Source organism: Bradyrhizobium sp. 4 (assembly GCF_023100905.1).
Classification (GTDB): Bacteria; Pseudomonadota; Alphaproteobacteria; order Rhizobiales; family Xanthobacteraceae; genus Bradyrhizobium.
Genome location: NZ_CP064686.1, coordinates 5,259,359 through 5,277,573, shown reverse-complemented (window position 1 = coordinate 5,277,573; position 18,215 = coordinate 5,259,359). Strand labels below are relative to the sequence as shown.

General features: G+C 66.3%; 14 protein-coding genes. 8 read left to right on the top strand and 6 right to left on the bottom strand.

Going from position 1 to position 18,215, the window contains the following annotated elements; all coding sequences use genetic code 11:
* The first annotated feature begins 4 nt into the window (after nucleotides 1-4).
* The gene (locus tag IVB45_RS25155) at nucleotides 5-1,048 is read left to right on the top strand and encodes a glycosyltransferase family 1 protein (protein WP_247362634.1); all 1,044 of its coding nucleotides are present in this window, start codon (nucleotides 5-7) and stop codon (nucleotides 1,046-1,048) included.
* A gap of 62 nt (nucleotides 1,049-1,110) precedes the next feature.
* Complete coding sequence (locus IVB45_RS25150) at nucleotides 1,111-2,094, top strand: threonine/serine dehydratase (RefSeq protein ID WP_027566844.1); 984 nt, start codon at nucleotides 1,111-1,113, stop codon at nucleotides 2,092-2,094.
* Nucleotides 2,095-2,166: 72 nt separating this feature from the next.
* Here the strand turns inward: IVB45_RS25150 and IVB45_RS25145 are convergent, their stop codons facing one another.
* Nucleotides 2,167-3,975 (bottom strand): caspase family protein, encoded by a 1,809-nt coding sequence (locus IVB45_RS25145; protein ID WP_247362633.1) that lies wholly within the window; start codon nucleotides 3,973-3,975, stop codon nucleotides 2,167-2,169.
* Between the two features lie 164 nt (nucleotides 3,976-4,139).
* Between IVB45_RS25145 and IVB45_RS25140 the strand changes: the two genes are divergently transcribed.
* Complete coding sequence (locus IVB45_RS25140) at nucleotides 4,140-4,583, top strand: RbsD/FucU domain-containing protein (protein WP_247287402.1); 444 nt, start codon at nucleotides 4,140-4,142, stop codon at nucleotides 4,581-4,583.
* A gap of 30 nt (nucleotides 4,584-4,613) precedes the next feature.
* Here IVB45_RS25140 and IVB45_RS25135 read toward each other — a convergent pair whose 3' ends face one another.
* Nucleotides 4,614-4,931 carry an antibiotic biosynthesis monooxygenase gene (locus tag IVB45_RS25135; RefSeq protein WP_247362632.1) on the bottom strand — a complete coding sequence of 106 codons (318 nt, stop codon included), beginning with the start codon at nucleotides 4,929-4,931 and terminating at the stop codon, nucleotides 4,614-4,616.
* Between the two features lie 122 nt (nucleotides 4,932-5,053).
* Between IVB45_RS25135 and IVB45_RS25130 the strand changes: the two genes are divergently transcribed.
* On the top strand, nucleotides 5,054-5,413 hold the full coding sequence (locus tag IVB45_RS25130) for a hypothetical protein (protein WP_007612410.1): 360 nt from the start codon (nucleotides 5,054-5,056) through the stop codon (nucleotides 5,411-5,413).
* A 19-nt stretch (nucleotides 5,414-5,432) separates the two neighbouring features.
* Here the strand turns inward: IVB45_RS25130 and IVB45_RS25125 are convergent, their stop codons facing one another.
* Together IVB45_RS25125 and IVB45_RS25120 are read right to left on the bottom strand one after the other, a co-directional pair.
* Nucleotides 5,433-5,726, bottom strand: coding sequence for a hypothetical protein (locus IVB45_RS25125; protein ID WP_197031122.1), 294 nt, complete (start codon nucleotides 5,724-5,726; stop codon nucleotides 5,433-5,435).
* A 70-nt stretch (nucleotides 5,727-5,796) separates the two neighbouring features.
* On the bottom strand, nucleotides 5,797-7,179 hold the full coding sequence (locus IVB45_RS25120) for a hypothetical protein (RefSeq protein ID WP_247362631.1): 1,383 nt from the start codon (nucleotides 7,177-7,179) through the stop codon (nucleotides 5,797-5,799).
* 75 nt (nucleotides 7,180-7,254) lie between these two features.
* Between IVB45_RS25120 and IVB45_RS25115 the strand changes: the two genes are divergently transcribed.
* On the top strand, nucleotides 7,255-8,451 hold the full coding sequence (locus IVB45_RS25115) for a major facilitator superfamily domain-containing protein 6 (RefSeq protein WP_247362630.1): 1,197 nt from the start codon (nucleotides 7,255-7,257) through the stop codon (nucleotides 8,449-8,451).
* Here IVB45_RS25115 and dgcA read toward each other — a convergent pair.
* Nucleotides 8,421-9,416 carry an N-acetyl-D-Glu racemase DgcA gene (gene dgcA, locus IVB45_RS25110; protein ID WP_027566851.1) on the bottom strand — a complete coding sequence of 332 codons (996 nt, stop codon included), beginning with the start codon at nucleotides 9,414-9,416 and terminating at the stop codon, nucleotides 8,421-8,423. The genes IVB45_RS25115 and dgcA overlap by 31 nt on opposite strands.
* 143 nt (nucleotides 9,417-9,559) lie before the next feature.
* On the opposite strand from dgcA, the gene IVB45_RS25105 reads away from it, so the two are divergent.
* Genes IVB45_RS25105 through IVB45_RS25095 form a run of 3 tightly spaced genes read left to right on the top strand, consistent with a single transcriptional unit; the run spans nucleotide 9,560 to nucleotide 12,361 of the window.
* Nucleotides 9,560-10,693 (top strand): ABC transporter permease, encoded by a 1,134-nt coding sequence (locus IVB45_RS25105; RefSeq protein WP_027566852.1) that lies wholly within the window; start codon nucleotides 9,560-9,562, stop codon nucleotides 10,691-10,693.
* 2 nt (nucleotides 10,694-10,695) lie between these two features.
* A complete protein-coding gene (locus IVB45_RS25100; protein ID WP_027518968.1) occupies nucleotides 10,696-11,466 on the top strand; it encodes an ABC transporter ATP-binding protein in 771 nt (256 codons plus the stop codon).
* A 16-nt stretch (nucleotides 11,467-11,482) separates the two neighbouring features.
* Complete coding sequence (locus IVB45_RS25095) at nucleotides 11,483-12,361, top strand: MlaD family protein (protein ID WP_247362629.1); 879 nt, start codon at nucleotides 11,483-11,485, stop codon at nucleotides 12,359-12,361.
* Nucleotides 12,362-12,560: 199 nt separating this feature from the next.
* Here the strand turns inward: IVB45_RS25095 and IVB45_RS25090 are convergent, their stop codons facing one another.
* On the bottom strand, nucleotides 12,561-18,203 hold the full coding sequence (locus IVB45_RS25090) for a negative regulator of septation ring formation (RefSeq protein WP_247362628.1): 5,643 nt from the start codon (nucleotides 18,201-18,203) through the stop codon (nucleotides 12,561-12,563).
* Between the last annotated feature and the right edge of the window lie 12 nt (nucleotides 18,204-18,215).

Sequence of the window (18,215 nt, the reverse complement as noted above, 5' to 3'; positions counted from 1 at the left end):
CCTGATGCGCATCCTGGTCGCGACCGACGCCTGGCACCCGCAAGTCAACGGTGTGGTTCGGACGCTGACCAAACTTGCTGACGGTGCCAAAAGCCTCGACGTCGAATTCTCGTTCCTCACGCCGCAATCGTTCCGCACCTTTGCGATGCCGAGCTATCGTGACGTGCGGCTGGCCATGCCGCGGCCGGGCAGAATCGCGAAGCTGATCGAAGAGGCGCACCCCGACAGCATCCACATCGCGACGGAGGGGCCGATCGGCCTGATGGTCCGCCGCTATTGCCGCCAGCGCAAGCTGCCCTTCACGACCAGCTTCCACACCCGCTTTCCCGAATATGTCCGCGCCCGCGTGCCGGTGCCGGGCTCGCTGATCTGGCGGGCGCTGCGCCGATTCCACAGCCCCAGCCGCGCCGTGATGGCGGCAACGCCGGCGCTTGCCTGCGAGCTGACCGAGCGCGGCTTCGACAATGTCGTGCTGTGGCCTCGCGGCGTCGACACCCATTTGTTCCATCCCCGCGCGATTGATCTCTGCCTGCCGACGCCGGTGTTCCTCTCGGTCGGCCGGGTCGCGGTGGAGAAGAATCTCGAGGCCTTCCTCGACCTCGACCTGCCCGGCACCAAGGTGATCGTCGGCGACGGTCCGGCGCGTGTCGCGCTGGAGCAGGCCTATCCGGACGCGATCTTCCTCGGCGAAAAGCACGGCGAGGAGCTGGCGGACATTTACGCTGCCGCCGATGTCTTCGTGTTTCCGAGCAAAACCGACACCTTCGGCCTGGTCCTGCTCGAGGCGCTGGCGAGCGGCCTGCCGGTCGCGGCGTTTCCGGTGAAGGGGCCCCGCGACGTGATCGGCGATGCGCCGGTCGGCGCGCTCGATCACGATCTGCGCAGCGCCTGCATCGCCGCGCTGGACATCTCCCGGCAGGATTGCGTCGAATTCGCCGCCAACTACACCTGGGAGGCCTCGGCCCGGGCTTTTATCGACAGCATTTTGGCGGTCGGCGCGGTGCTGCCGGGCCGGAACGGGGCGGAGCCGGCGCGATTCGTCGCCTGAGAGCCAGAATGCTCGCGCGGAGATGCCTTGCCCGCGCCTCATCCGCCGCGATAACATCAGGCATGACAGAACAGCTCCTCCCGATCGGCCCTGCCGATATCGATGCCGCAGCGCGCGTGATCGCACCCTTCGCCGTCCGCACGCCGCTGTTGTCCTTTCCCGTGCTCAACGAACGCGTCGGCGCAAAGGTCTATCTCAAGCCGGAGATGCTCCAGCGCACCGGCTCGTTCAAGTTCCGCGGTGCCTTCAACAAGGTCGCCTCGATCCCGCAGCACAAGCGCGCCGGCGGCGTGGTGGCGTTCTCCTCCGGCAATCACGCCCAGGGCGTGGCGGCGGCGGCCAAGATCCTCGACATGCAGGCGACCATCGTGATGCCCGCGGATGCGCCGTTGTCGAAGCGCGAGCGCACCAAATCCTACGGTGCCGAGGTCGTGCTGTACGACCGCGACCGCGACGACCGCGAGGCGATCTCGCGCGGCATCGCCGAGAAGCGCGGCGCAACGCTGGTCAGGCCCTATGACGATCCCTTCGTGATCGCCGGCCAAGGCACCGCCGGCCGCGAGATCGCCGAGGACATGGCGGCACTTGGTCTCGCCCCTGACATCGTGGTGGCGCCGGCCTCCGGCGGTGGTCTGATCGCGGGCGTCGCGACGGCCGTGAAGGCGCGCTATCCGCTGGCGCAAATCGTCGTCGCCGAACCCGAGGCTTTCGACGATCACGGCCTGTCGCTGACCGCAGGTCATCGCGAGCCGCACGGGCCGGCAGGCCGCACTATCTGCGATGCGCTGATGGCCCTGATCCCCGGCGAGATGACGTTCGCGATCAACAGCAAGCTGCTCGCGCGCGGCGTCACCGCCTCGGACAAGGAAGTCGGCGCGGCCGTCGCGTTTGCCTATCGCGAGCTGAAGCTCGTGGTGGAGCCGGGCGGAGCGGTCGGCCTGGCCGCGCTGCTTGCGGGGCGACTCGATGTTGCCGGCAAGAACGTCGTCATCGTGCTCTCCGGCGGCAATGTCGACGCCGATCTGTTTGCGGAGCTGGTGGCCTGATAGTCTAATCTTCTGACATGAAGAAGGGCAGAGCGTCATCGCTCTGCCCCTTTGTTGTGTGGCCGACCGCGATCAGTGCATGAAGCCGCGGTGGTTGTTGCCGCCGTTACCGCCCGGGCTCTGGTTCATCGACTGCCGGAAGTTGTTGCTGCCGCTATTATTGACGATCCGGTTGGTCGTGTTGAACTGCGGGCGGGTGTTGTTCTGCACCTGCACCTTGTTCACGGGGTTGTTGTTGATCTTCGCGCCGTTGTCGATGCGGATCGGGTTGTTCTGCGTCTGAACCTTGACGGGCTTCGTATCGATGCTCGTGCCACCCTTGCCGACATTCACCGGCATGCTCACGATCTTGCCAGGAGTGCCATTGGTCGTGCCATTGGTCGTGCCGTTAGCAGTACCGTTCGGCGTCTTGTTGGTCGCAGGCAGCGTCACGATCTTGCCGATGCCGCCATTGTTGTTGGTGGTGTTGGTCGGCGCGGGCAGGGTCACGATCCTGCCCGGGGTCTGCGACGGCGTGCCGTTCGGCTGGTTGTTGCCCGCCGGCAGGTTGACGATCTGGCCGCCATTGCCGAGCTTGCCGATGCCGTTGTTGTCGCCCGACTTCTGCACGATCGGCAAATTGCCGTTCACTTGCGCGCCGCCATTACCCTGCTGCAGCGGCATGTATTTGGGCTGGCCGAGATTGCCGATCTTGAAGGTCGGGGCGATATTCTGCGGCGCCAGGAACTTGGTCGCCTGCATCAAGGGGATCTGCTTCGGCTGCATCTGGAGCTTCAGCGCGACCTGCGCATAGGGCGTGTTGCCGTAGCTGTCGTAGAAGTTCTTGTAGGCGACCGGCGAGTTTGCGAGCACCGTCTTGTGCCAGGCCTGCGTGAGCAGCAGGTTGTTGAGCAGCCAGCGGACGTGATCGCACAGCGGGTCGTGCGGATACATCGTGATGAACTCCTGATAGTACTCCGGCCGGGCTTCGGACACCACGTAGTCATAGGCCTGGCGGGTCGAGCGGCTCGGCAGGTTGGAGGCCATCTGCACCACAGGCGCATTCACCGGCGCGCGGTTGGCGGCAACGGCGGTGTCGCCGAAGAAGGTGAAGTCGGACGTCAGCGACGAGCTCTCCCACGGGATCTGCGCGCCGCTGGTGGTCTGGTTCACTTCGAGGCGCACGCGCTTGAACAGCTGCTCGATCGGCACGTTGGGCTCGCGCGCGACGTTCAGGAAGGCCTGCGTGTAGGGGCTGTGGCCGCCGGTGCCGTCCTGCGCTTCCGCGCCCGGCGCGGTCGAGTAACCGACGATCGAACCGTTCGGGGCATCGACGATGGCCAAGCCACGGCCGGCATCATTCACGTTCGGGAACGGGTTGTTGCGGCAGGCATCGAGGATGACGATGCGCATGCGGCTCGGGATCGTCTCCAGCGTCGACATCACGTCGACCAGGCGGACGGAGTTGTTGACGAGCTCGGTTTGGCTCGAGACCTTGGCGTCGACGGGAACGAGGTAATTCTCGCCGGCGAGCTGCACGCCGTGACCGGCGTAGTAGACCATCGCCACCGTGTTCGGACCGCGCGCCGACACTTTGGCGGAGAAGTCCTGCACCACGCGAAGCATGTCGTTCTGGGTCAGGTCGGTCGCGGCGACCACTTCGAACCCGGCCGAATTCAGGAATTTCGCCATGGACTCCGCGTCATTGTCGGGGTTGGCGAGCTGCGGCGCGTTCTGGTAGTTCGAATTGCCGATCACCAGCGCCACGCGCTGTTCCGGGCCTTGCAGCGCGGTGGGGGCCGGCTCGACCGGGGCGACTTGCGCGGAAACAGGGCCGCAGGCGAAGCCGAACAGGCTTCCCAGCAGGCTGGCCGTCATCAGGAAAGGTTTTAGGCGGAACATGGCGTGCTCCTTTGGCACTGATCTCGATACGAGATTGGTTGCCGGGGAGCTTGGCCGCGTTCGAGTTTGAGGTCCGTGATCACCATCACCATGGTAGGCTGCGTGATCTGAATCACGCTTGGAACCCGCCGGGGTGGATGCACGATGGGAGGAAAGTCCGTCACATGCTGAAATCGATCGATCCGATCCTCACGCCCGACCTGCTCTGGCTGCTGGCTTCGATGGGCCATGGCGACGACCTCGTTTTCGTCGATGCCAATCACCCGGCGGCACGCATCGCGCAGAGCACGCACTCGCGGCGCCTGATCCAGTTGCCGGGCATGAGCATGGAGACCGCGATCCGCGCCATCATGTCGGTCTATCCGCTCGACGATTTCGATCCCGATCCGGTGCGCGTGATGATGCCGGTCGACGATCCCGATCGCGTCCCCGACGTGCAGCGCGCGGTGCTCGCCGAGATCGAACGCGCCGCCGGCCGGCCGGTCACGCCCGGAAAACTCTCCCGGCCGGATTTTTATCGCGCGGCGGCGGCGAGCTTTGGCGTCGTGCAGGTCGGCGACAGCAGCAGTTACGGATGCTTCCTGATCAGGAAGGGTGTGATCAGCTAGAAGCGCACGATCGAACGATGCGAGACTGCGTCACGCGTGCTCGAACGGTCCGACCTCGCGGATCACCTTGCAGATCTGCAGGAAGCCGCTGGCGTAGAACTCGGCATGTCCCCGCTTCATCGTCTCGACATGTTCGGGGTGGGTGCGCCAGGCTTCGAGCGCTTCCTCCGAGGCAAAACGGAACACGGTGAGCTCCTCGCCGTCCTCGGCCTTGAACGACTTGACCGACAGAAAGCCGGGAAGACGGCTGACGATGTCGTACATGCGCTCGCCGAGTCGGTCGTGTTCGTCGACAGAGGCACCGTCACGCAATTGCAGATCGCCAATGACAATCACTTCACCAATCATGTTTCCTTGACCCTCGGTGGTGGATTTCCGTTCTCGATCTCTTCGGTTTCGGGATGGGCTTTGTTACATCGCCCACCCGAATTTGAATGGCCTGCCGGCATCCGACTGTTTATGGTCAGTCCATGTCGCGCCTTATGTGTCTATCTGTCGCTATTGTCCTGTCGCTGCTGCCGGCTGTCGCGCCGGCTGCTTCGATCCAAAAGCGTCCCAAGCAAGCCTGGCATGGCTATGGCTTCCTGCCCGGCTATCGCCAGCCGCTGAGCAACAGCATTCCGCTCTACAAGCAGAAGGAAGCGATGCGGCGGATGTCGCCCAGCGACCGGCGCCATTGGTACATCGATCCGGTCCCGCAATATTACGGCTGGGATGGTGAGTGGCGCTATTTCGGCCGGCCCGGCTTCGGCGGCGGCCGCTACAATGGCGGCAGTTTTGGGCCATGCTGGACGCGGACGCCGATCGGTGCGGTGTGGAATTGCGGATGATGGGCTGAGCGCGCGGCGGCTAGGGGAAGCTACGGACGACCTCGATCAGGCCGACGATTGCGGCATTGAAGGCATCCATGTCTTCGGCCGGAATCCAGTACTCCAGATGTGAGCGGCCGCCCGCCTCCTGCACGTCGTACTTCGCGATAAAGCTGCGCTCGACAGCAAAGCGCGTCACGAAGCCCGCGCCGCTCGCTGGCACATTCCAGTCGCGCGCGATCTTGATGGCGTAGTCTTCGGTCAAGACTGGATAGAAGATCGGCTGGTCGGGCAAGCGCGGCGGAAACGCGCGCATGCCCGTTTGCTGGATCAGTTCCAGCTCTTTCGGACCGACGGGACGCCAGAGGGTGAGGGTGTCTGCGGTTGAGAAGATGGTTGCCCCCTTACGAGAAGAACGCGATCTTCTCAGCCTGGGTCATGCGGCGGATGGGCGCCATGGGGTCGTTTGCGGCGGCGCGGGGTTTTTGCAGGATGCCGCTGGCGAGGATGGTGGCGCCGAGCGAGGCTTCCGGAACCGGCGAGGGCATCGGCAGCGTCGTGGCCTGCGCCGCGCCGAATGTCGCGGTGGCGGCCATCACCGGCGCCGACTGCTCCATCACTTCGGCGGCGGCTTCCGCAATGGCGTTGGTGAGGCGCGCCAGCGATTCCATCGCGATCGGCGCTTCCACTACAGGCTCCTCCACGATCGCTGCGGCGGCGACTGGCTCGGGTGCGATGGGCTCTGGTATCTCGGCTGCGATGGGCGCTGCGGCCTCCGCAACGACCGGCTCCGGAACCGTCGCTTCCATCTCGACCGGTTCGATGATCTCGTCGAATTCCGGATCTGGCGCGGCCATCTCCAGCGCGATGGCCTCGAGGATGGCTTCGTCCTCGGCTTCGGCGGCGGCCTCGAGCGAAAATTCGTCCGTCACTTCCGCGAAGGCCTCAGTGGCCGGCTCTTCAAAAGCGATGTCTTCAGGCGCGATCCGGCTCTCGGCGACGGGCGCCTGCTCCAGGGCGGCGTCCGTCGCCTGCTCGGCAACAGAGAAGGCCTCGGCGACGACGTCGACCGTCTCCACGGCTGCTTCGGGCTCGATCGCCTCTGCGATGTCCTGCGGCGCCTCCGTAAAAGCCACGGCTGCTTCGCTGGCCATCGCCACAGGCACGGACTCCGCAGGCGGAGCTTCCGCAGCGGGCGAGGGTGCGTCCTGCACCGGAGCCGGCGAGGGGCGCGCCGCCTGCGGCGTTGCGTCAGCGTCGGTCTGGTCGATCCGGTCCTTGAGCAGATCGAATGCGGCCTTGAGGTCGGCGCGGGGGTCGATGGTCGAAACCTGCGCGCAGGCCGCCTCGATGGAGGCGAGCTGCGAATCAATCAGGTCGCAGATTCGTCCGTCGGCGCCAATCTCGCGCCAGCGCCAGGAGATCTCCTTGATGATGCGCAGGCCGCGCGGGATCGGCGCGAGGCTCGCCTCGATCGCCCCGGGATCGAACGCCGCGATCGCGATCGTCTCGGCTTCGCGGATCGCGTGCCGGATCGCGACCAGCGCCTCGGGCAGGCGGTCCTCGACGACGGGTTGGCGCTGTGCCGCAAGGGTTTCTTCGATTTTCGCGACCGCCTCGAGCACCATGCGGGTATCCGCATTGCGGTTGCGCTTGGCATATTCGCCAAGGAACCAGCGGCCGCGCGCGGTCTCCATGAAGGCTTCGCGGATCGCGTCGTAATCCTGCTCGTTCGGCTCGGCCGCACGGGCAGACATAGGCGAGAGGGCGAATGCTTCGTTGGCCATGTCAATCTCGTCGCGCAAATCAGTACGCGTTACTGTAACGATCACCACGATATCGGCCGAATCGCAATTGGTTTGATGGCAGGCGAATCACAAATCCCCATCGCAGCATCTCGGAAGCGGCGATTCGCCGTCAGCCTCGCGCTGTTCTATTCGGCGGTGTTCGCGGTGTCGGGTACGCATCTGCCGTTCTTTCCGGTCTGGCTGAAGGCAATCGGCATCGACGCGGCCTGGATCGGCCTCATCAACGCGCTGCCCGCGATCACGCGCTTCACCACGCTGCCGCAGGTCACCGCCATTGCCGAAAAGCGACATGCGATTCGCGCCGGCATGATGGTGTCCGTGCTGGCCACGGCGATCGGGTTCACGGCGGTCGGCTTGCAGCAGCAGCCGCTGGCGCTGTTCCTGATCTATGCGCTGACCTGCATGATGTGGACGCCGACCATGCCGCTGACCGACGCCTATGCGCTGCGTGGCGTCGCCCGCTACGGGCTCGATTACGGGCCGGTGCGGCTGTGGGGTTCGGCAGCCTTCGCGGCCGGCTCGCTCGCCTGCGGCTATCTCGTGGACCATATCGCGGCGCGCGATCTGATCTGGATCATCGTCGCCTGGGCTGTTGTTGCGGTCGCCGCCGGCATGCTGCTTCAGCCGCTCGACGATGTCAGGCGAAGAACGACAGTGGCGCATGCCGGCAAGGCGCTGCTGCGCGATGCCGGCTTCTGGGCCATCATCGTTTCGGCCGCGCTGATCCAGGGCAGTCACGTCGCGTATTATACGTTCTCGGCCATCAACTGGCAGGCCCAGGGCCTCGGCGGGCTGACGATCGCGGGCCTCTGGACGTTGGGGGTGATCGCCGAGATCATCGTGTTCGCGCTGTCGCCGCGCTTCTCGCTGCATCCGTCCGCGCTCATGGCGATCGGAGGCGCGAGCGCGGTCGTGCGCTGGGTCGTCACCGCGCATGATCCGCCGCTTGCGCTGCTGGCGGTCGTGCAACTCGGCCACGGCCTGACCTTCGGGATGACCATTCTCGGCACCATGAGCCTGTTGGTGCAGCGCGTGCCGTCGCATCAGATCGCGCGGGGGCAGGGCTATTACGCCGCGTGCAACGGGCTGCTGGGTGCGACCACCTCGATCGCGTCAGGCGCGATCTACGCCCACATCGGCGACGGCCTGTATTACGTCATGGCGGCGATGGCCGCCGGCGGCGCGCTTCTGATCTGGTCGGCGCGGCACCGGCTGAAAGCTCATCCCCAGAGCGACGAGTCCGGCGGGTAGACCAGGCTGTCATCATAACGCAGGCCATGATCGCGGTCGTGCGCCAGCAGCAGCGGGCCGTCGAGATCGACGAAGCGCGCTTGCGGCGTCACCAGCATCGCAGGCGCCATCGACAGCGAGGTCGCGACCATGCAGCCGATCATGATCTCGAAGCCGAGCGCCTGAGCGGCATCGGCCATCGCCAGCGCTTCGGTGAGGCCGCCGGTCTTGTCGAGCTTGATGTTCACGGCGTCGTAGCGCTCGCGCAAGGCTGCGAGCGAGTTGCGGTCGTGCACGCTTTCGTCGGCGCAGACCACGAGCGGCCGCTTGATCCGCGCCAGCGCGTCGTCTTTGCCGGCGGGTAACGGTTGCTCGACCAAGGTGACGCCGACGGCCTCGCAGGCGGCAAGATTGTGCTCCAGATTGGCCTCGGTCCAGGCCTCGTTGGCATCCACGATCAACTCGGATTCGGGCGCCGCCTCGCGCACCGCCGTGATCCGCTCCGGATCGCCGTCGCCGCCGAGCTTGATCTTGAGCAGCGGCCGGTGCGCCGCTTTGGCGGTCGCCGCCGCCATGGCCTCGGGCGTGCCCAGCGAGATCGTGTAGGCCGTGGTGCGCTCGCCCGGCGCCGGGCGGTCGAGCAGGCTCCAGGCCCGCAAGCCGGCCGTCTTGGCTTCCAGATCGATCAGGGCACAATCCAGGGCATTTCGGGCGGCCCCGGGCGGCATCGCGGCTTGCAGGGCCTGACGGGTGAGGCCGCGGGCCACGGCCGCCTGCATGGCCTGGATGGCGGCAAGGGTCGCCTCGGGCGTCTCGCCATAGCGGGAATAGGGCACGCATTCGCCGCGGCCGGTCAGGCCGTCCCGGCTGACCTCTGCCACGACCGTCACGGCCTCGGTCTTGGCGCCCCGGCTGATGGTGAAACTGCCCGCGATGGGAAAGCGCTCGATTCGCGCGGCGAGGGCAGGAACTTTGCTGGAAGTCATTTTGAACTCTGGCGAAATCTGAACCTGCTGGTTACCTCTAGCAACTAAGGTTAACCAGTTGGGGATACCTTCTCTGGGTAAGGGCGCGTGCGCAACCATCTGATTTCATCCGTTTCTCGCGCCCCGGCACGGGAGCGGACATCTTGAACGGCGATCCGAAGCTGGAACGGATTGCGAAGGGCAATGCGCTGGCACTCTGCGCCACCGGAACCTGGACCGCGAGCTTCGCGCCGGTTCTGGAGCGGATGGTGGCTGACGCCGAGAAGCTCGCCGGCGGCCCGCAAAGCATCTTCATCGACGTTTCCGAGGTCTCCAAGCTCGACACCTTCGGCGCCTGGCTGATCGAGCGGCTGCGCCGCAGCCTGACGCAGGGCGCCGTCGAGGCGCAGATCGCCGGCCTCTCCGCCAATTATTCGAGCCTCGTGGACGAGGTGCGGCGGGTCAGGGCGACGCCCGTCATCGACACCAGCACGATCACCATCACCGGCATGCTGGAGCAGATCGGCCAGACCGTGGCCGGTGTTGCCGGCACGGTCGCAGGCCTGATCGACATGCTCGGCGCGGTGCTCGCGGCGGTCGCGCGCACCCTGATTCATCCGCGCTCGTTCCGCCTGACCTCGACCGTGCATCATCTCGAGCAGGTCTGCTGGCGCGCCGTGCCGATCGTGGTGCTGATCACCTTCCTGATCGGCTGCATCATCGCCCAGCAGGGCATCTTCCATTTCCGCAGGTTCGGCGCCGACCTGTTCGTCGTCGACATGCTCGGCGTGCTGGTGCTGCGCGAGATCGGCGTGCTGCTGGTCGCGATCATGGTCGCGGGCCGCTCGGGCAGCGCCTACACCGCCGAACTCGGCTCGATGAAGATGCGCGAGGAGATCGACGCGCTGCGCACCATGGGTTTCGATCCGATCGAGGTGCTGGTGCTGCCGCGCATGCTGGCGCTCGTTCTCGCGCTGCCGATCCTGGCCTTCCTCGGCGCGATGGCCGCGCTCTATGGCGGCGGCCTGGTCGCCTGGCTCTATGGGGGCGTGCAGCCGGAAGCTTTCCTGCTGCGGCTGCGCGACGCTATCTCGATCGACCATTTCATCGTTGGCATCGTCAAGGCACCTGTCATGGCCGCGGTGATCGGCATCGTCGCCTGCGTCGAGGGGCTCGCGGTGCAGGGCAGCGCGGAATCGCTCGGGCAGCACACGACGTCGTCTGTCGTGAAAGGCATTTTTTTCGTCATTGTCATGGACGGCGTGTTCGCCATCTTCTTCGCCGCGATCGGGATGTGACGATGGCTCCCGAAATTCAGAACCCGATCATTCGCGTCCGCGACATCACCGTGCAATTCGGCGCGACGCGCGTGCTCGACGGGCTGGACCTCGACGTCAGGCGCGGCGAGATTCTTGGCTTCGTCGGCCCTTCCGGCGCGGGCAAGTCCGTGCTGACACGCACGATCATCGGCCTCGTGCCCAAGGTCGCAGGCAGCATCGAGGTGTTCGGCGTCGACCTGGATGCCTCCAATACCTCGCAGCGTCGCAACGTGGAGCGGCGCTGGGGCGTGCTGTTTCAGCAGGGCGCGCTGTTCTCCTCGCTCACGGTGCGGCAGAACATCCAGTTTCCGATGCGCGAATATCTGCGAGTGTCGCAACGGCTGATGGACGAGATCACCATCGCCAAGCTCACCATGGTGGGTCTCAAGCCCGAAGTGGCCGATCGCTTTCCCTCGGAACTGTCGGGCGGCATGATCAAGCGCGTGGCCCTGGCGCGCGCGCTGTCGCTCGACCCGGATCTCGTCTTCCTGGACGAGCCGACTTCGGGCCTGGACCCGATCGGCGCCGGCGACTTCGATGAGCTGGTCAGGACGCTGCAGCGGACTTTGGGGCTGACCGTTTTCATGGTAACCCACGACCTCGATAGCCTTTACACAGCATGTGACCGCATCGCCGTTTTAGGCAACGGTAAGATCATTGCGGCAGGGTCGATCGCCGACATGCAGGCCTCGCAGCATCCCTGGCTGAGGCAATATTTCCATGGCAAGCGCGCTCGCGCGGTGATGGGCTGAGGTGCCGGAGTAGCTGATGGAAACGCGCGCAAATTACGTGCTGATCGGGTCGTTCACGCTGGCGGTGATCGCCGCCGCGATCGGCTTCGTGCTGTGGTTTCAGTCGTTGCACACGACCAAGCAGCGCAGCCCCCTGCGCGTCGTGTTCGAGGGCCCGGCCGCGGGCCTGCGCAACGGCGGCAGTGTCAATTTCAACGGTATCAGGGTGGGCGAGGTGGTCTCGGTGAAGCTCGACAACCCGCGGCGGGTTGTCGCACTCGCCATGGTCGAGAACAACGCTCCGATCCGCAAGGACACCCTGGTCGGCCTCGAATTCCAGGGCCTGACCGGCGTCGCCGCGATCTCGCTCAAGGGCGGCGAGGAGGCCGCGCCGTCGCCGCCGCTCGACGAGGACGGCATCCCGACGCTGACGGCCGATCCCAACAAGCTTCAGGACGTCACCGAGGCGATCCGCGGCACGCTCCAGAACATCAACAAGATCGTCGCCGACAATCAGGAGTCGGTGAAGAACTCGCTGAAGAATCTCGAGACCTTCACCAACTCGCTCGCCCGCAACTCGGAGAAGATCGACGGCGTGATGGCCAAGGTCGACGGCGTCATGCTCAAGGCCGACAGCCTCATGCTCGGCCTCAACACGCTGGCCGGCGGCAAGGACGGCGGCGAGCTGTTCCAGGCGGTGAAGTCGATCCGCGAACTGGCCGACGATTTCGACAAGCGCTCCGGCGCATTGATGACCGACGGCCGCCGCACGCTCGGCGACATCAGCCGCGCCGTCAACAATTTCGACCGCAACCCGACCCGCGTCCTGTTCGGCGCCAGCAACAACGCGCCGCCAGCCGCGCCGCCACCGCCGCCCGAGCCGCCGAAGCCCGCCGTGCCGGAGCGCAGGCGGTAGTAGGCGCGTTGCATTCGACCCTCTCCTTCGTCATTGCGAGCGAAGCGAAGCAATCCAGACTGCCTCGCAGAAGCAGTCTGGATTGCTTCGTCGCAAGAGCTCCTCGCAATGACGAGTAGAGGCGCAACGATTCCCAAAACAAAACGGAGCCCGCGAGGGCTCCGTTTTTCATTCGCTGTTCGCTATCGCTGCGAACCGCTTACCCCAGCCGGCCCGCTGCGTGCGCGAGCAGTGTGTACACCAGTCCGGTCTCGGAGGTCAGGTGGTTGCGCAGCTCCTGCGGGCCGCGGCCGTCGCGGGCGACTTCGTCGAGCAGGCGTTCGAACTCGGCGACATAGCGGTCGACCGTGGCCTTGAAGTTGCGGTCGGAGCGATACTTGCGGGCGACCTCGTCAAAGGCCTTCTGGCCGGCGGGCGTGTAGAGGCGCTTGGTGAAGGCCTTGTTCTCGCCGCGCTGGTAGCGGTCCCACATCTCGGAGGCGAGGTTGCGGTCCATCAGCCGGCCGATGTCGAGCGACAAGGATTCCAGCGGATTGCCGCCAGCTTGCGGAGCCTGCGGCTGCGGAGCCGGTGCAGCCTGGCGGCCGCGCTGCGGCTCACGTCCGGTAGGCGCACTCTGGTTGGCGTCCGTGCGGCTCAAGAGGTCCGACAGCCAGCCGTCACGGCCCTGGTCGTTGCCGGCCGGCGCCACCGGCGGCGCTTCGGTGCGGCGCGAGGAGGCCGGCATGCCGAGGTCCGGCGGCGGCAGCGTCGAGGCGCTGGCGCTCTCGCGCATGCGCGTCTCGGTGCTGCGCGCGCCGACGGCCGCCAGCATCGGCTCTTCCTGCCGCTGCACGCTGGCGCGGCCCGTCGTGGAGACGTCGAGACCACGTCCGTGCTGGGCCACGATGCGGTTGAGCTCGGCGAGGGCCTCGATCTGGTCGACGATCACCTTGCGCATCTGCGCAGTGCTCTCGGCGGCCTCCTGCGGCATCTCGAGCACGCCGCGGCGCAGCTCGTTGCGGGTGGCTTCGAGCTCGTTGTGCATCTCGAACGCCATCTGCTTCATGCTGGAGACGAGGTTGGTGAACTTCTCCGTCGACTGCTTGAACATCGCATCCGCCTCGTCGGTGGTCTGGCGGTAGATGTCGTGCATGGCCTCGACGGTCTGCCGGTGCTCCTCTTCGGAGGCCGACCGCACCGCCTCGAACTGGCGGGTGATCGCGGCGGAACCGGCGCCGGCGGTCTCGGCGACGACGCGGGCGATGTCGCGGGCACGCTCTTCGGCGGCCGCCAGCGATTCATCGAGCAGGCCGGTGAAGCGCGACAGGCGCTGGTCGAGATCGGCGGTGCGCAGGTCGATCGTGGTGACGAGCGATTCCAGCGCCTCCTTGCGTTCGGCGAGCGAGGCGGTGGTGTTCTTGTTGCTCTGCTCGACGACCTGCGCGGCCTCGACCAGTGCCTTGCCGTGCGCGTCGAACTGGGTCGACAACTCGCCGAGATCCTGGAGTGCCCGCGTGGTCTTGCTGTTGAAGACGTTGAGCTGGTCTTCCAGGTTCTGCGTCGCAGCGCCGTTGCGCGAGGTGACGTCGTTCATCGCCGAGACGAAGTCGGCGACGCGCGTCACCAGCGCCCGCTCGAGCGAGTTGAGGTTGTCGTGCGCACCGGTCAGCACCTCCTGGAGCAGGATGTTGCCTTCGCGCAGGCGCTCGAACAGGGCGACCGTGTCGGTGCGCAGGATCTTGCTGGTCTCCTGCATCTCGGTGACGGCCGCGATCGAGACCTGGCGCGACTGGTCGATCGCCGCGCGGGAGGCCTGCTCGAGATCCTTGAGCGACTTGTTGACGGCACCGGTCGCCATCTCGCTCGCCGAGTTGATGGTCCGCGCCACCTCGGAGCCGTTGCCCATCATGGTCTGGGAGAACGCGTGGCCGCGCGTCTCGATCGACTTCAGCGCGTCGGACGTGACGCGGTCGATGTCGAGCGTGAGCTGGCTGGTCTTCGAGCCGATCGCGTCCACGAGCGAGCCGCGCTTGGCGTCGATCATGTTGGCGAGACGGTCGGACTGCTGCTGCACGTAGGTGACGATCTCGTCGGTCTTGCCGGTCATGGCCTGGCCGAAGCTGCTGCTGGCGGCGAGCACCGAGCGCTCGACATCGGCCGAGCTCGACTTGACGCGCGAGCTCGCCTCGTTGGAAGCGTTGATCAACGCGTTCTGGGCGTTGAGTGCGCTGGTCTGGATGTCGTTGGTCGCGTTCGCGGTGGCCGTGCTCAGCGTACGCTCGATCTCGCTCGAGATCGTGCGGATCTGGCTTGCGGCATCCGCCGAGGTCGAGGTCAGCGAGGTCTGCGCCTCACGCGCGCTGTTGAGGATGGTCGAGGCGGTGTCGGCGCCGACCGAGGTCAGCGTGCGCTCGATGTCGATGGTCAGCGACTTGATCTGGCTTGCAGCGTCCGTCGAGGCGGAGATCAGCGTGCCCTGGGCTTCGCGTACGCCGCTCGTGAGCGCCTCGATGGTCGCGCCGCCGGCGGTCGCCAGCGCGCGCTGCATCTCGGCCGCCAGCGAACGAACCTGGCCGGTCTGTTCGGCGGAGACCGCCAGCAGGGTGCTCTGGGCATCGCGGGCGCTGGTCGTGATCGTCTCGGCGGTCGACTGACCGACCTGCGAGAGCGAGCGATGAACTTCGGCGGCGAGAGACTTGACCTGGCTCGCCGCATCCGAGGACGCGTTGACGAGCGTGCTCTGGGCTTCGCGGGCGCCGGTCATGATGGTCTCTGCCGTCGCGGTGCCAGCCATCGAGAGCGAGCGCTGCACGTCCGAGGACAGCGCCTTGATCTGGTTGGCGGTCTCACTCGAGGCCGCGATCAGCGTGCTCTGCGCATCGCGGGCGCCGGCGGTGATCGATTCCGCCGTGGTGGTGCCGGCCATGGACAGCGAGCGCTGCACGTCGGCGGTGAGGGTCTTGACGTGATTGGCCGCGTCCGAGGACGCCGTGACGAGCGTGGTCTGCACCTCGCGGGCACCGGCCAGGATCGAGGCGGCGGTCGCCGAGCCTGCCGACGACAGCGTCCGTTCGACGTCGGCCGCGAGCCCCTTGATCTGGTTGGAGGCATCGCCCGACGCGGCGACCAGCGTCGACTGCGCTTCGCGGGCGCTGGTCAGGATCGAGTTCGCGGCACCGGTGCCGACAGCGGTCAGCGCGCGCTCGACCTCGGCGGAGGTCATTTTGAGCTGGGCGTTGACGTCGGAGGAAACTGTCATCAGCGACTGCTGCGCGGTGCGCGCACCGGTCTGGATGGTCTCGCTGGTGTTGACCACGAGATTGGTGAGCGAGCGCTCGGCGTCCTCGACATGCGAGCGGATCGCGGTCGAGATCATCTCGGCGCGGGACATCATGTCCTCGCTGGCCTGGCGTCCGCTGCTCTCGATGCGGCCGGCGACGGCCTCGACGCGCGAGCCGAGCAGGTCCTCGAACTGCGCCACGCGCACGTCGATGTCGCTCGCGACCGAGCCGACCTTGGTCTCGATGGCCTGCTGGATCTCCTGGAACCGCGCCGTGACGGTGTCGGTCAGGTGCATGCTGCGGCCGTCGATGATCTCGGTGACGCCGGTGATGCGGCGGTCGACCGCCTCGATCGCCTGCGCGGTGCCGTCCGTGAGCGTCGAGGTCAGGAGGGTGAGGCGGGTATCGATCGACTGCACGGCCTGCGAGGCGCCGTTCGTCACCGCGGTGGTCAGGTAGGTGAGGCGCGTGTCGATGGATTCGAGCGCCTGCGACGCGCCGCCGGTGAGGGTCGTCGTCAGATGCGTGAGGCGCGTGTCGATCGACTGGATGGTCTGCGATGCGCCATCGGTCAGCGAGGTCGTGAGGTGGGTGAGGCGGGAGTCGATCGACTGGATCGCCTGCGCGGCACCGTCGGTCAGCGACGAGGCGAGGGTGTTGAGCCGTCCGTCGATGGTCTCGGTGACCGACTTCGCGCGGGTATCGAACGACTGTTCGAGCGCGGCGACGCGGCCGACGAGCTGCTCGTCGAAGGTCTTGATGTGACCGTCGATCGTAGAATCGAGGCTGGAGATCTTGCCGTTCAGCGAGGCGTCGAGGTTGCTGACACGTTCGCCGATCGTGGTCTCGAACTGCACCAGGCGCTGGTCGAGCACAGCCGTGATCGCGCCGCCGTTGGAGGTGAAGCGGGTGTCGAAATTGTCGACATAGGTCTTCAGCGACTCATGGATGTCCTGCGTGCGCTGGCCCATCCGATCGACGATCTCGCCGCCGAAGGTCTTCACGGTGCGGTCGAACTCGGAGATGTGGCGGGTGATCAGCGCGCCCAGCGTGCCGGAGTCGCGGGCGAACTTCTCGACCAGCTCGGTGCCCTGGTTCTTCACCAGCTCGTCGAAGGCGCTCATCTGCAGCGACAGCGAGTCGTGCGCGGTCTCGGTCTGGCTGACGACCTTGGCGACCAGCGTGTTGACGGTGGCGTCGAGCGCTTCGCTCGCCTTGTCGCCGGAGGTCATGATGTGGCCGGCGAGGCGGTTGCCAGCGTCGTCGATCTTGGCGGAGAGGTCGTTGGAGCGCAGCTCGAGCTCGAGCAGCAGCGAGTCCGACGAATTCTTCAGGCTGTCGTGCACCTGCTCGGTGCGCTCGGAGATGCCGTCAACGATCGCGGCGGAGCGCTGCTCGAACTCGCCGGTGATGCGGTCGATGCGCTCGTTGAGCATTTCGTGGACGCGGTCGGCGAGATCGACGAACTCGTCGTGAACGTGGCCGGTCTTGAAATTGAGGCTGGTGGTCAGCCGCTCGCTGGCGTCGAGCACGGCGCGCGTGGTCTCGTTGCTGGCCTCCTCGAGACGGTCGAGCAGGTCGCCGCCGCGCTCGCCGAGCGCGAGGATCATGTTGTCGCCGGCGTTGCTGAGCGCACCGGTGATGTGGGCGCCGCGCTCTTCGAGCGCGCCGGTGATGGACTTGGCGACCTCGTCGACGCGCGAGGCGATCGCGTCCGAGATCAGCGCGATGTCATGGCGCAAATCGATCTGCACGCCGGAGATGGCGCTGCGGACCTGCTCGGCCTGGCCGACCAGATTGTCGCGCTGATGTGCGATGTCCTGGAGCAGGGCGCGGATGCGCACTTCGTTGTCGGAATAGGCGCGTTCGAGCGCCGCGACCTCGTTGGCGACCAGCGTCTCGAGTTCGCCGGCGCGCGCGATGGCGCGCTCGATGCCGTCGCCCATCGCCGCAACCTCGCGGCGGATCGCCTGGCCGACGGTCACCATGGAATCCGAAGCCGAGCCTTCCGGCTCGGAGAAGCGGATCGCAACCTGGGCCATAGCCTGCGCGACCGAGCTCATTTGCTGGCCGCGCCAGACGAGGCTCGCCAGGAAGAAGAACAGCATGATCGGCGCGAAGAACATCGTGACAAGGCCGGCAATGGCCAACACGCCGCCGCTCTGGCCCATCGCCGCCTGGATCGAAGGCAGGAAGCCGACCGTCAGCGCGGCGCAGGCCGCCAGCCAGATGACGGTGAAGATTGTCGCGCCGGTGTAGATGTTGCGGGTCGGGCGTCCCGTCTGCAACGTCTGCAAGAGCTGGCCGATCGTCGCACGGTCGTCATTGGCGGCGCGGCGCGAGGAGCGCGGCTCCTCGACCTGGTCGAACATCGCGCGTTCGTTCGCGGCGGGGCGCGCGTCGAAGCTCGGTTCGTCGAACATCGGGGGAGCCGGTGGCGCGACGGGGGGCGACGTTTCGCTGCGCATCGATGCGTTGCGGCTGGTGTCCGCGGCCGTGTCGCTGATGTTCAGGGCTTCCTGGATTGCAGAAAGCGCATCTTCTGTGGGGTCTTTGACCTTTTTCGGAGTGTTTGCCATGTTCAGTCCGAG

Coding starts and splice junctions, on each gene's coding strand:
- IVB45_RS25155 (WP_247362634.1), top strand. CDS start 5: ATGCGCATCCTGGTCGCGACCGACGCCTGGCACCCGCAAGTCAACGGT.
- IVB45_RS25150 (WP_027566844.1), top strand. CDS start 1,111: ATGACAGAACAGCTCCTCCCGATCGGCCCTGCCGATATCGATGCCGCA.
- IVB45_RS25145 (WP_247362633.1), bottom strand. CDS start 3,975: ATGTTCCGCCTAAAACCTTTCCTGATGACGGCCAGCCTGCTGGGAAGC.
- IVB45_RS25140 (WP_247287402.1), top strand. CDS start 4,140: ATGCTGAAATCGATCGATCCGATCCTCACGCCCGACCTGCTCTGGCTG.
- IVB45_RS25135 (WP_247362632.1), bottom strand. CDS start 4,931: ATGATTGGTGAAGTGATTGTCATTGGCGATCTGCAATTGCGTGACGGT.
- IVB45_RS25130 (WP_007612410.1), top strand. CDS start 5,054: ATGTCGCGCCTTATGTGTCTATCTGTCGCTATTGTCCTGTCGCTGCTG.
- IVB45_RS25120 (WP_247362631.1), bottom strand. CDS start 7,179: ATGGCCAACGAAGCATTCGCCCTCTCGCCTATGTCTGCCCGTGCGGCC.
- IVB45_RS25115 (WP_247362630.1), top strand. CDS start 7,255: ATGGCAGGCGAATCACAAATCCCCATCGCAGCATCTCGGAAGCGGCGA.
- dgcA (WP_027566851.1), bottom strand. CDS start 9,416: ATGACTTCCAGCAAAGTTCCTGCCCTCGCCGCGCGAATCGAGCGCTTT.
- IVB45_RS25100 (WP_027518968.1), top strand. CDS start 10,696: ATGGCTCCCGAAATTCAGAACCCGATCATTCGCGTCCGCGACATCACC.
- IVB45_RS25095 (WP_247362629.1), top strand. CDS start 11,483: ATGGAAACGCGCGCAAATTACGTGCTGATCGGGTCGTTCACGCTGGCG.
- IVB45_RS25090 (WP_247362628.1), bottom strand. CDS start 18,203: ATGGCAAACACTCCGAAAAAGGTCAAAGACCCCACAGAAGATGCGCTT.